Annotated in this window: 7 protein-coding genes; 3 read left to right on the top strand and 4 right to left on the bottom strand. The window is 47.8% G+C overall.

Translation table 11 applies throughout. The features are described 5' to 3' along the window. Nucleotides 1-179 precede the first annotated feature (179 nt). The 3 genes from T495_RS0114790 (at nt 180) to T495_RS0114780 (ending at nt 7,507) form a co-directional block, all read left to right on the top strand. Nucleotides 180-3,194, top strand: coding sequence for a TonB-dependent receptor (locus tag T495_RS0114790; protein WP_033149273.1), 3,015 nt, complete (start codon nt 180-182; stop codon nt 3,192-3,194). Between the two features lie 12 nt (nt 3,195-3,206). Beyond that, nucleotides 3,207-4,979 (top strand): RagB/SusD family nutrient uptake outer membrane protein, encoded by a 1,773-nt coding sequence (locus T495_RS0114785; protein ID WP_033149248.1) that lies wholly within the window; start codon nt 3,207-3,209, stop codon nt 4,977-4,979. Nucleotides 4,980-5,110: 131 nt separating this feature from the next. Further along, entirely contained in the window at nt 5,111-7,507 is a 2,397-nt protein-coding gene (locus T495_RS0114780) for a glycosyl hydrolase 115 family protein (protein ID WP_081832158.1), read from the top strand. Here the strand turns inward: T495_RS0114780 and T495_RS0114775 are convergent. From T495_RS0114775 to T495_RS0114760, 4 genes are read right to left on the bottom strand one after another with little or no spacing between them, the layout of a single operon-like run. Beyond that, nucleotides 7,497-9,110, bottom strand: a complete 1,614-nt coding sequence (locus T495_RS0114775; protein WP_051652102.1) for an alpha-L-fucosidase — start codon at nt 9,108-9,110, stop codon at nt 7,497-7,499. The two genes, T495_RS0114780 and T495_RS0114775, sit on opposite strands and share 11 nt — an antisense overlap. Nucleotides 9,111-9,143: 33 nt before the next feature. Continuing rightward, nucleotides 9,144-9,530: an L-rhamnose mutarotase gene (locus tag T495_RS0114770; protein ID WP_033149246.1), complete on the bottom strand. Its 387-nt coding sequence runs from the start codon at nt 9,528-9,530 to the stop codon at nt 9,144-9,146. After that, entirely contained in the window at nt 9,530-11,212 is a 1,683-nt protein-coding gene (locus tag T495_RS0114765) for a RagB/SusD family nutrient uptake outer membrane protein (protein WP_081832157.1), read from the bottom strand. The genes T495_RS0114770 and T495_RS0114765 overlap by 1 nt, the downstream gene beginning before the upstream one ends. Nucleotides 11,213-11,232: 20 nt before the next feature. Next, the gene (locus T495_RS0114760; protein ID WP_033149244.1) at nt 11,233-14,265 is read right to left on the bottom strand and encodes a TonB-dependent receptor; all 3,033 of its coding nucleotides are present in this window, start codon (nt 14,263-14,265) and stop codon (nt 11,233-11,235) included. Nucleotides 14,266-14,413: the final 148 nt, after the last annotated feature.

Raw genomic sequence — 14,413 nt, 5'->3', positions numbered from 1 at the left:
AATTGTATCGGCATTTTGCGATTTTGTTGCAAAATGCCGATATCTTACATCTTGAAAGATAATCGCAGGGCAATGAAACAATTTCCTTGCAACAAAAATCAAATTACGCCTTATCTTTGCACCAGATTTTTTCAATCTTTACTAATAATTAAAATCATCTACGTATGAAAGAAAAAACAATGAGAAGATTCCTGATGATGCTTGCACTGCTGGCAGCCCCTATGCTGCTCTCGGCACAAAGCATCATTAAAGGTATTGTGAAAGACGATGCGGGCGAGCCCGTTATCGGTGCAACTGTAAGAGAAGTTGGAACACAGAACGGAACCGTGACCGACTTCGATGGAAAGTTTGAACTGAAGAACATCACAAAAGGTGAGATTCAGATTACTTATGTTGGTTTTCTTACTCAAAGAGTGTCTGTAAAAGGCAAGAACTTTGTAGAGGTGAAAATGGAGAACGACCAGAAACTACTCGACGAGGTGGTTGTAGTAGGTTATGGTACGATGAGAAAGAGCGATGTGACCGGTGCCGTTAGCCGTGCCAACATCCAAGCCTTCGAGAAGAGCCCCAACACCAACCTGTTGCAGTCGTTACAGGGAACAGTGCCAGGACTGAATGTCGGTCAGGCCAGCTCTGCAGGTTCAAGCCCCGAGCTCTCTATCCGTGGTGCCAACACCATCTCGGGTAACACCAGTGTACTGATCATCCTCGACGGTATCATCTTCACCGGTAATCTCTCAAGTATCAACCCTGCCGACATCGAGAGCGTAGACGTTCTGAAGGACGCCTCTGCTACTGCCGTTTACGGTGCACAGGCTGCCAACGGCGTACTGCTCATCACCAGTAAGAAGGGTGCCAAAGGTAAGGCCAAGGTATCATTCTCGAGCAGCTACAGCTTCCAGACACCTACTAACAAGATGCACACCATGAATCGCAATGAGATGCTCAACTTCGACAACGAGTGTCTGTGGCAGTACTCTAAGACTGAAGAGTCGGGCTATACTCAGCAGAATCCTAACTTCAAGCTCTCTGAGCGCATGCCGGATGCCTGGATGACCGACGATCAGGGTAACATCATCGCTGGCGATTACGACTGGTGGAGCGACTTCACCCGCAATGGTTCAATCTGGGAGAACAAGGTGAACGTATCTGGTGGTAGCGACGCCATGTCGTACCTCATCTCATTAGGTAACACCCAGCAGAAGAACTATCTGCTCAATGACGACTACAGCCGTAACTCAATCCGTGTCAACCTGGATATCCAGCCAGTGAAATGGTTGAAGGCCGGCGTACAGGCTTTCGGTTCGTTTGAGAACCGCGATGGCCAGGAGACCTATCTGCCATTCCTCATTGAATGCAGCCCACTGACCAAGCCTTATGATGAGAACGGCGATATGATTCACTATCCCGCACACGACGCCCGCGAGAATCCTTATCATGGTTCGCTGGTTGACGACTACGACCGTTCGAACTCTTTCTTTGCTAACCTATATACCGAGATACAGCTTCCCCTGAAGGGTCTGACCTATCGTCTTAACTTCGGTAACAACTATCGTATCGGTGAGCACAACTATGCCAGCGAGTTTGCTGAGAACAGCAACGGACAGGCATACAAACACCACTCAACCTATTACGATTACACACTCGATAACATTCTGAACTACATGAACGACTTCGGCAAGCACTGCGTTGGTGCCACTTTGGTTTACGGTGCTTCACGCCGCAAGTACAGCTATACCGCTGCCGACGCCAAGTTGTTCCCACGCATGACACTGGGTTACAATTCACTGGAGCTCGCCTCAACACAGAACACCAGCTCGGATGCATGGTTGGAGACCCTTCTCTACCAGATGGCTCGTGTGAACTACGCTTACGACGGCCGTTACCTGATGACAGCCACCGTACGCCGTGATGGTTACTCTGGATTCTCGGCCAACAACAAGAGCGCCGTATTCCCATCTGTAGCCTTAGGTTGGGTCATCACCAACGAGAAGTGGTTCAAGGTGCCTCATCTGGACTATCTGAAACTGCGCGCCGGTTGGGGTATGAGCGGTAACCAGACCTCACGCTATTCTTCACTGGCCCGTGTCGACTCTTCTATCGGCTATATCTTCGGCGATGGCGTCAGCGGTGCTATGCGCCAGGAGTTAGCTTCAATGGAGAACGCTGACCTGAAGTGGGAGAAGACTGCCGGTTTCAACTTCGGTCTCGACTTCGCCTTGTTGAACAACCGTATCACTGGTAATATCGAATACTACACCACCAAGACCAAGGATCTGCTCTATGCCGTACAGATTCCTTCTATCACCGGTTTCACCTCTATCATGTCGAATGTCGGTGAGATTCAGAATAACGGTTTCGAAATTACTATCAACTCACGTAATATCGTGACCAAGGACTTTGAGTGGTCATCGATGTTCAACCTCTCGACCAACAGCAACAAAATCAACAAGCTGGCCGGTCTGGACACCAACGGTGATGGTAAGGAGGACGACCTCACTTCTTCTTCACTGTTCATCGGCGAGTCGCTCTCTGCCATCTACGACTACACCATCGATGGTATCTGGCAGGTTGGCGACAATATCCCCGAAGGCTATCATCCTGGTAACTACCGCATCGTTGATATCAACAACGACGGCGAGATCAACGAGAAAGACCGCAGCATCATCGGTAAGACCGATCCTTCTGTACGCATGGGCTTGCTGAACACATTCAAGTACAAGGACTTCACCCTGAGTTTCTTCCTCAACGCCGTACTGGGCGGTAGCAAGAGCTTCTTAGGTAAGAACTCATTCGCTGAGCTCGTCAACGACAACACGCTGCGTCACAACCGCCTGACAGAACAGGTGGACAATTTCTGGACACCAAGCAATCCTGATGGTATCTATGCACTCTACAATGCCAACCCCGCCATCAATCCTTATCGCTACGAGAACCGCTCGTTCTTACGTCTACAGGACATCACACTCTCTTACGACCTGCCAAAGCAGTGGATGAGAACCATCGGTATCGACGGTATCAACGTCTACATGAGCTGCAAGAACCTGCTGACCATCACCGGCTGGCACGGTTGGGATCCTGAGCCAAACATGACCTATCAGGACATCAACGGACAGAACCGCACAACAGGTAGCTGCTACGACAACCGTCCGGTTATGAAGAGCGTGACATTTGGTCTCAATATCAATCTTTAATTGCCATTACACATGAAAAAGATATTATTATTCACCGTTATCTCAGCTTTGACGCTGACAGGATGTAACGAAGACAAGTTCCTGGAAGAGAAAGCCCTTGACTTTAATTCGGCATCCAATTCATACAATACAAAAGCAGATTTCGATGCTGCAGTCACCGAACTCTATTACCTGACACGTGAAGAGTTCTATACCACATACGATCGTACAACAGACCTCTCGAAGTTTGCTGATATGTGGATTACAGCCGACCCTCTCAAGTCGAATGTTACTGCTGATCTCTCGCCTTCAGGCTCAATCGCTAAGTTCTACTGGGATGAGAACTACAAACTGATTGCCCAGGCCAACACGATTATCAGTCGCGTACCCAGTGCAACAGCGCTGACCGACGATCAGAAGAAGGAATACGAGGCTAAGGGGCGTTTCTTCCGCGCCTTAGGCTATCGCACACTGGCTTATCTCTATGGTGGTGTACCCTTGCAGATTGAGGAGGTAACAGCACCCAAGACCGACTATACGCGTGATTCGAAAGATCAGGTATTGGCTCAGGTCGTAGAGGATCTGGAGTATGCAGCCTCTAATCTGCCAGAGATCAACACCGTGAAAGATGGTGAGATCAGTAAGCCCGCAGCTAACATGCTGCTGTCGGAGGTTTACTTAGCTACAGGCGCCAACGACAAGGCTGTAACCGCTGCTTCGGCTGTTATCAACAACAGCAACCTCGCCCTGATGACCCAGCGTTTCGGTTCACAGGCCAAAGAAGATGGCGACGTGTTCTACGACCTGTTCCGTCCAAACAACCAGAACCGCAGCTCAGGCAATACAGAGGGCGTATGGGTGATTCAGTTCGAAACCAACGTTGACGGTGGTGGAAACAACACCAGCCACTTCTTCTGGAATCCCGGTAGTTTCTGGGGCGAGCGTTTCTTCGCACCTCAGGTGGACAAGTTCCAACTCATTGCTCCTGATGGCACTAACGTACAGCTGTTTAACTGGCCTATCGGCGACATGACCGGTGGACGTGGTATCGGTACACACTATGCTGTAGACCATCTCTACAACGGCATCTGGGCCGACGACGTAGACAAGAAAGATATCCGTAACTCTGAGTTCAACTGGCCCCGCCGTTTCAAGATCCACCGTACAAATGTATTGGCTGATCGTCCAGAACTGGCAGCAGCCATGCCCGACGGATACTTCGACTTAGAGAAGACCGTACTGCCAGCAGGCTACTCTATGACAACAGGTTTTGACGGCGGTGTGAATGCCACCACTCAGTTGCCCAACCGCTTCATGTGCGGCTACTCGACAAAGATGACTACACCATACCACTATCCCGATGCCCAGTATCAGAACAAAGAAACCTATCAGTTGGCAGGAACCGGTGGTAAGACCTTCACCGATCAGTATTTCTTCCGTCTGGCAGAGGCATACCTGCTACGTGCTGAAGCTTATGTCAACTTGGGTAAGAAAGCCGAAGCTGCTGCCGACATCAACGTACTGCGTGCCCGCGCTAAGGCCGATAAAGTGACTGCCGATCAGATGAACATCGACTTCATCCTGGATGAACGTCTGCGTGAGCTCGTCTGCGAGGAGAAGCGCCGTCTCACCCTGTCACGTGTAGGCAAGTTGGCTGAGCGCATCAAGAAATACAATCCTTACTTCAGTGCTGCCCATAGCGCCGACAATAAGGACTATGATGCACACTTCGATCTGTTCCCCATCCCATTGTCGGCTATTCAGGCCAACAAGGACGGTGTACTCGATCAGAACCCAGGCTATTAATATTGAGAGTAAAAAAAATAGTTAGTTAGTAATTGGTTAAAAAAGCCTGGGCTTGAGAAAGTCTGGGCTTTTTTCAAAAAAACAAAGAAAAATCAATATCTTTGCACTCTAAATTAGAATAAGGAATCGTTATGAAAAGAATATTATGGTTATTACTACTTGTTCCGCTCTGCATGCAGGGAGGGACGTTCAAAGTAGCAAAGGCGACTGTCAGCTACGATAAGAGCGAGTCATCGCAGGTGGTGCGTGCCATCAACGACCTGAAGCACGACATCGCGATGGTGACAGGCTCTTCCGCAAACGGGTCGTCGCAAATCATTGTTGGCACCTATGGCAGTAAATCCATCAGCCGCCTCATCGCCAAAGGGCTGCTGAAGGAGAAAGACCTGAAAGGTAAATGGGAAAGCTACGTGATCAGCGTGACAAACGAGAAGCAGCCTCGTCTGGTGATTGCAGGCAGCGACAAGCGTGGTACCATCTATGGCATCTACGACGTGTCGCAACGTATCGGAGTGTCGCCCTGGTACTGGTGGGCCGATGTGCCTGTAGCCAAGAACCCTGATGCCGCCGTCAACTGCAATTACTATGCCTCAGGTGAGCCTTCAGTGAAATACCGTGGTATCTTTATTAACGACGAGGACTGGGGCCTGAAGCCCTGGGCCGCCCAAACCTTTGAGAAAGAGTTAGGCGATATCGGTCCGAAAACCTATGCCAAGGTGTGTGAACTGCTGTTGCGTCTGAAAGCCAACATGCTGGCACCAGCCATGCACGCATGTACAGGTGCCTTCTACAGTCATCCGGAGAGCCAGAAGGTAGCCGATGCTTATGGCATCATGATTACCACCAGCCACTGCGAGCCGTTGCTCTTCAACAATGCCGCAACATCTGAATGGAATAAGGACCGTGACGGTGAGTGGAACTACGAGACCAACAGTGCCACCATCCTCAAGAAACTCGATGACCGCATCCGCGATACCAAAGCCTTCGACAATATCTACACGATGGGCATGCGTGGTCTGCACGACGAAGCTATGAAAGGCAGTACCGACCCCAAAGACCGTGCCCGCACATTAGAGAAGGTGTTTGCCAAACAGCGCGAGATACTGGAGAAACACAAAAGGCAGAAAGCCACACAGCTGCCACAGATATTCGTACCCTACAAAGAGACACTCGACATCTATGATGCCGGATTGCGTGTACCTGACGACATCACCTTGGTATGGCCCGACGACAACTATGGCTATATGAAACGCGTGAGCAACGCGAAGGAACAGCGACGCAGCGGCGGTAGTGGTGTGTACTACCACCTAAGCTATTGCGGCGTACCCCACGATAACCTATGGCTATTCTCCACCGCACCTATGCTGATGTACGAGGAATTGCTGAAAGCTTACACTGCTGGAGCCGACCGCTACTGGCTGTTGAACGTAGGCGACATCAAACCCTTAGAGATCGAGACACAGATGTTCATGGATATGGCCTATAACTTCAAGCAGTTCAGCTACGACAATGCCAATGCCTACCAGGCAGAGTGGTTGGCAGAGATGTTCGGCAAACAGCATCAAGCCTCCTTCCAATACATACTCGACAACTACTACCGTCTGGCGTGGAACCGCAAACCAGAGTTCATGGGTTACGAAATGGAATGGGATACGCCCTTCTATGCCCGACTCTATGATACAGACTTCAGTTTCGAAACCGGTACGGCACAGAAACGACTGGTAGACTACCAGAATATCTGCTATGCCTACGACGCCATCGAACAGGCCCTCGCCCCAGAGCAGCGCCCTGCCCTCTTCGAGATGTTAGGCTATGCCGTACACTCTGCTTATCAGATGAACCGTAAGTTCCTCTATGCTCAGGCCAACCACGAGACAGGCAACACACTATATGCCGAACAATGCAGGGATGCCAACCGAGAAATCAACAAACTATTGGAACGCTACAACACCCAGTTAGACGGAAAATGGAACCAGATGATATCAGAGGTGCCACCAGGTTACACCGCCCTTTATCATCAGATGCCAGCACTCACCGACAAGCCTACCACCGCCTATCGTCTGCCCGACAATCAGCGCCATCCGGAGTTCGATTATAAGATTGACTTGGCAAAACTCAACGTCAAGGCGCCCATCAAGCTGTTAGACGGGATGGGTACCGACTGGCAGGTATTACAGATGGGACAGCCACTCGATGAGAAAGCCAAGGGCAGTATCGACATCGTGATACCTACGCTGTCAGCACGTGCAGACTCCATCCAGTTATGTATCTCGGTTGTACCCATGTGGCCCGTCTCAGCCGACCGCAGCAATCGTTTGGCAGTGAGCGTGGATCAAGGTAAGACCACAACCTTAGAGAACAAGTTCAAGGAGTGGGGCCGCGAGTGGAAGATCCAGATACAGGAGAACCGAAAAGACTTCGTGCTGACGCTGCCCCTTGACAAGGCTAAACGCCAGCACGTTATCACGCTCTCGATTGTAGATCCAGGTCAGATCGTACAGAAGATTACATATCAACCTATTTATTGATTCGCAATACTGGAGCGATTTTGTTACACGGCTGAGGGAGCATTACAACCAATCCCTCGGCCGTTTGTTTTACCTTCAGTCTGCCATATCCTAACAGATAGACGCTGGTTATCGACTTCTTGAAATTAGGATTACCCTTAGCTAACGATTTGATAACCAATTTGCCATCCTTAGGCCATCCCATAGCCGTGGCGTACAGATACTTCTTAGTCTGATTGAAACGTACGTCACGATAATCCATGCCATTATATTGTCCCTCGTTGAAACCTTGTGCATTGATCTCGATAACCTTTTCAGCTACAGGTCCCTCGCCAAACTTCACCCAGGGACGAGTGCCGAAGATACTTTCACTATTAGGAGTCATCCATGCCTCGAGTTCATCCAGGAACTGAGCCTCTTTCTCATCGTAAGTTCCATCAGCCTTCAGAGGGATATTGAGCAGCAGATTGCCGTTCTTTGATACAATATCGACCAGCTGCTTAACGATATTCTCGGATGTGCGATAACCATGCTTATACACATTGGTATTATAGTGCCAGTCGCCGATGCAATTGCAAGTCTGCCAGGGCTCAGAGATAATCTGGTTTGGAGCACCACGCTCCACATCCCATGTCAGCGCCTTCTTCTGGTCTTCGCTCAGAATCTTGCCAAACACCACACCACGAGGGTTCTTATTATACAGATGTGTAGCGATCTTCAGTCCGCAGTCGCTCACAGGATAGAATGGCAATACCGTTACATCGAAATAGATCAGATCAGGATTATAACGATTGATAGCATCGAGCGTACGATCATAGAAGTTGGTGACAAACTCCTCTGATGGCGGACAGGCGCCATTGCCCCAACCCCACTGAGCATGTATCTGTCCGTTGTTCCATGAACGGTCACTCATCGGGTGATTCTGTGCGTAGAGTTTCTGCGGGTCGAGTCCTTCCCACCATTTTCCCTTACCATCAGCCTTTGTCAGCTTACCATCATAATATACACCTGCTTTAGGACCATTCTGGTCATAGCGTTGCGATGTCTCATACCAAGTCCAGGCATGATCTGCATGAAACGAGATGCCAAGTGGCAGCCCGGCTTTCTTGGCAGCCTTAGCCCAACCCTCAAGGATATCCTTCTTGGGACCGATATTCTTCGAGTTCCACTCCTGATACTGCGAATCCCACAGGTCGAAGTTGTCGTGGTGGTTACCCAACACAAAGAAATACTGTGCGCCACAACGCTTATAGCGCTCCACGAGTTTCTCCGGGTCCCACTTCTCGGCCTTGAAAAGCGGCAGAACATCCTTAAATCCGAATTCAGACTGATGACCATAATGTTTCTTGTGATACTTGTACTGATCGCTACCTTCGATATACATACCACGGGCCATCCAGTCGCCTGAGCCTTCTACACACTGTGGTCCCCAGTGAGCCCAGATACCAAACTTGGCATTGCGGAACCACTCGGGGGTCTGATGCGTCTCGAGCGACTGCCAGGTGGGTTCATACTTGCCCTTCTGCATCTTCTCATGCTGTTCAGATACGGGCACTTGATAAGTCTGCGCCATCATGGCGGTCGCACCGCAACACATGGCTAATGTCATAATAATCCTTTTCATGCTGCAAATATACTCATTTTTTTCTTTTTATGTCTATTTCGGGTCATAAAGATGAAACATACGCTCCATCATACTCCATTTTTGGTCGGATGTGCTGCCCGGCCGACAGTCTTGGAACAGGGAGACATAGTCTTCCCATTCCGACTGTCGGGGCAGAGTTGCAAGTTTAGCCATAGCAGCATCCCAATCAAAGTCGAGAGGGGTCTCAACAATCATGAACATACGATTGTCCAGAATGTAGAGTTCCATTTCGAGTATACCCACAGAACGGATACCTTCGATGATCTCCGGCCAGGCCCGCGACTGACTATGAGCCTCTTTGTATTTGGCTATCAGCTCGGGATTTTCCTTCAAATCCAGTGTCTGACAATACCGTTTTACAGGCTGGCCGTAATCTTTTTGTCTATAGCCTTCTGTCATTAATTATATCCTTCGTTCTGTTTCAGATTCTTATTAATGTTCAAATCGTTCTGAGGAATAGGCCAATAACGGTTATGAGCGCTCCATGTACGAGGTTCAAACTGGTAATAGCCATCCTTGTCGACAGGCGATGCAGAGCTACCACTGCCACGATAGTTGCGGGCGCTGGGATCATCAGAGAGTTTCACACCTGTAAATGTATGGTTGAGCACTTCACTTGCAATACCCCAACGCAGCACATCGAAATAGCGCAGGCCTTCGAAAGCCAACTCTACTCGACGCTCCTTGCGTACAGCCTTACGTACCAGTTCCTGTGAAGCCACATCGGATTTGGTGATGGCAGGCAGTCCAACACGGTTGCGGATATCGTTGATGGTCTTGTCAAGTACCTCCTGAGTAACAGAAGTAGGCTGCGACTCGTTGAGAGCCTCCAGATAGCTAAGCAACACCTCGGCATAACGCATAATCGGGGTATAGACATAGTTATCCCAGATATTTCCACAATTGTTAGGATCAGCCCCCTTCTTCGGGCAATAGCCATTAAAGAGAGTATAGCGGTTATAGCTATCAGAAGTGTTAGCACCTTTATAGCAATCATAGGTTGTACCGTTAAACTGAGTACCAGGATAAGAGCCAAGAGGTGGCAGATAGATCGTAGCATACAGACGAGGATCACGATTAGCATAGGGATCATTCTCGTTATAAACAGTCGATTCATCGATGCCCTTACCATCAGTGCAGAAATACTCCTTCACCAATTCATTATATGGTGCGAATTGGTGCCAGCCCCCCATAGCCTCCGGGAACAGATAGATATAACGTGAATTCGTGAACTTATCCTTGATACCCATGATACAGAAGATGGTTTCCGGACTATATTCGCCACCTGAATAGAACAGTTTCTCGTAGCTTTCATCACCATTTTGACGGTCGATCTGATATACACCAGAATCCATCACTTTCTTAAACATGTCGGCAGCATCAGAATACTTCCCCTGAGCCAGATAGACACGTCCCAGCATCGTTGCAGCAGCACCACTGGTGACACGACCATAATCATCGCCCGAATAGCTACTTGGAAGCACATTGACAGCCTCTTTCAGATCCTTTTCTACCTGTGCATAAACTTCCGACTGAGGAGTCTGAGCGATGTTATTTGCCTCTTCTACATTTAAAGTAGTTAAAGGCATAGGTACATTATTGAAGTAGAATGCCAGATTGTAGAAGAAGTAAGCACGGAGACTCTTGATTTCAGAGCTCCAGGCTTTTTTCTTCGTCTCATCCATCTTACAGTTGTCGATATTATCGAGGAATGTGTTGTATTTGGCAATCTGTGTATATGCATTAGCCCAGTACCAATAGATATTGCTGTTAGTGGCCTGTGTATTACTGCTTGCCATTAATGATGTAAAATTCTCCTTCTCTGTACCATTACCTCCAGCGAAGTCAAGGTAAAGCAATCCCTGGGGAGAGTCAAAGTTATCGTGACTCCAACCTGTTTGAAAACGGTAGCAACCAACAAGTGCCAGTTTGGCTTCACTCTCATCAGTCCAGAAGGTTGCATCAGAGATGGAAGCTGTTGGTGCCTTGTCAAGTACATCCGAACAACTACTGAATAGCGGAGCCAGCAAACCAAACGAGAATGCTATAGATAGTGCTGTGATATAATTCTTTGTATTCATAATTCTGATTCTTTATTGGATTAAAATTTCACGTTCAGACCGAACGAATAGATTCTATTGATAGGATAGTAAGATGGTGAATCACCTGTCCCAATCTCATTCTCAGGATCCCAGCCTTTGTAGAAACTGTTAAAGGTAAGCAGGTTCTGTCCACTAACGAAAACACGCAGGTTCTGGATACCCAGTTTGTTAACCAACGACTTAGGCAGAGTATAACCCACCTGCAGATTCTTCAGTCGCAGGAAGCTGGCATCACGTACCCAGTAGTCGGATACCTGCAGATTGGTGTTGTTCATATTGAGTGTCTCAAGACGTGGGTACTCTGCCCACTTATTGGGGTTCTCCTCTGTCCAGCAGTTATCAGCCTGCCAACGCTGAATCTGACCACCATTATAGAATGCATAGGCCATATATGAGCCAATCAGACGTTTATGACCACCCAAGCCCTGCATCAACATAGAAAAATCAAAGTTCTTATAGTTGGCAGTGATAGTCATGCCATAATAGAACTTAGGTGTGGTGCTACCCAGCACCTTACGGTCGTTATTAGCATCAACCTGATTGTCGCCATCCAAATCCTTATATCTGATATAGCCAGGCTTCAAATCCGACTTACCAACGAGCTGCTCAGGTGCATTATCGATTTCATTCTGGTCAACAAACAAACCTTCTGTCTCATAACCATAGATGATTCCAAGAGGCTGACCGACGATACGATTGTTATTGATTTCTTCAGTAGCACCATTCGACAACTTCTCGACAGCATTCTTAACCCAAGTAAAGTTAGGCGAAACACTGAAACGGAAATCTTTACCAATCTTACCGTTGTAGGTAAGCGTAACCTCGATACCTTTATTTGATACGGCACCAACATTCGACTGTCCCACACTACGACCAATGAGACTTGAAACCTCAACAGGTGCAAGAATATCAGAAGTATATTTGTAGAAATAGTCGATAGTACCAGTCAGTGCACTATTGAACAATGCGAAATCAATACCAACATCAGCTATAGAGGTTTTCTCCCATGTAATCTCAGGATTGTTGTAAGATGCCATATAGACACCCGACTGCAGACTGGCAGGATTTCCTAACGGTGTATCATGCCCCAGCGTGTAAGTCTGCTGATAAGGATACACACCAATATTCTGGTTACCCAAGACACCATACGACAAACGCAGTTTCAGATTATTGATAACCTCATTAAGTGAAGAGTTCTTCCAGAAGCTTTCTTCTGTAATTCGCCATCCAGCTGATACCGATGGGAAAAGACCCCAACGGTGGCCATCGGCAAAACGAGACGATCCATCGTAACGCAGATTTGCTTCTAACAGATAGCGGTCCATAAACGAGTAGTTGACACGGCCAAAGAAAGACATGAGTGCCCACTCCTCGGTTGAGCTGCCATTGTTTGCGGTAGCACTACTTCCTGCCGACAGCTCATAAAGGTTATTATTAGGAAAGGTGTTTCTACTTGCACTCAGATACTTGTTTGAGGCATTCTCAAGCGAAGAACCTGCAAGCAATTTAAAGCTATGGCCTTTAATGGCCTTCTCGTATGTAATCAATCCCTCAAGTGTGGTATAGGTATTATCACGACTTCCCATGGAAAGGTTAGCAGGACCTACAGTCTTCTCCTCAGAGAAATAGGTCTTGGCAGTAAACGACTTGTCGTTACTGTTATAGAAAGTAACGCCAGCCTTACCGGTGAGTTTCAAACCTGTGATAGGCGTATCCCAAATGAGCTGTCCCGATGCACTCAGGTTTCTGCTGATATTATTAACGAACGACTCACTGGCCAGCCATGCCTCAGGGCTGTAATTGTCCTGATAGCCAAAACTGCCATCCGATTTCTGTCCTGCATAAACAGGTCCTTCACGAACAGCATAACCAACGATACCATCGATACTGCCACTACCGAGGGGAGCCTTATAGTTATTATAGAACGAATTCATGTTCACATTCATGGTCAGGCGCTTAGTAAGATTGCTTGTCAGCGAGAGTAAAGCGGTTACACGCTCATTCGAAGTCTCAGCGGTCAGACCATTTTGGTTGCGGTAACCTACCGAAAGATTGTATTTTGTATTGGCACTACCGCCCTGAATACTGACGTTATGCTGATGCTGGAAACCAGAGCCAGACTCCAAAAGCCACTTCAGATGATTGGCGTTAGGATAGTTATCAGGATCAGAACCATTTCGGTACTTCTCTATCTGATCAGCGCTATAAGCCTCCTGACGCCCCATGTTGCGCATGGCCATATTATAATAGGTAGCATACTCCCACGATGGCAGGAAATCAGGCAGTTCAGTAGCTTTCTGCCAACCAAATGAGTTATTATACGAAACAGAGATTTTACCTTCTGTTCCCTTTTTTGTTTCAATCAGTATCACACCATTTGCAGCACGGTTACCATAGATAGATGCAGACGCAGCATCCTTAAGGAATGAGATACTCTGCACATCGTTTGGATCAACATCATCAATGCTACCAGAAAGACCATCAATCAGCACAAGAGGATCATTTCCTGCACTCGAGAATGTTCCGGCACCACGAATCTTAACTGTTGCGCCTGAACCAGGACGACCTGAATTCTGAAGTACGCTGAGACCAGGAGCCAAACCAGCCAATGCCTGAGCCGTGCTCATAACCGGTTTATTAGCCAGATCTTCGGCCGAAACGCTTGATACTGAACCGGTGAGGTTCACTTTCTTTTGGGTGCCATAGCCCACAACAACCAGTTCGTCGAGCAACTTGGCATCCTCTTTCATCACCACATTGATGGTTGACTGTTCGCCTACTTTGATCGATTGTGTTTGATAACCGATGTAAGAGATAGTCAACACCGTTTTAGGAGTCACATCGGCCAATGTAAATTGACCTTCGAAATTTGTAACAGTACCCTTGCCTTGTCCGGCAACGATGCTGACACCAATAATTGGTTCGCCATTGGAATCAACGACTTTTCCCGTAATCGATTTCTGTGCAAATCCGACTACGCAAACCAGACTCATCAAAAGAGTCGTGGCAATCTTCCTTAGTTTTAGTTTCATAATCAGTTAATTTGAATTTAATAAAATTAATAATAATTGCTTAGTTCCCATCCTTTACAATCTAATACCTCAGAAACCATATACGCCATTGTCTTACAATTAGCAACTAACTAATAGAACTAAATGATAAGATTTTCACAAATCCGCT

The organism is Prevotella sp. P6B1 (assembly GCF_000702825.1).
Lineage (GTDB): Bacteria > Bacteroidota > Bacteroidia > Bacteroidales > Bacteroidaceae > Prevotella.
The sequence above is the reverse complement of the archived record's forward strand: the minus strand, read 5'-3'. Positions and strand labels throughout refer to the sequence as shown.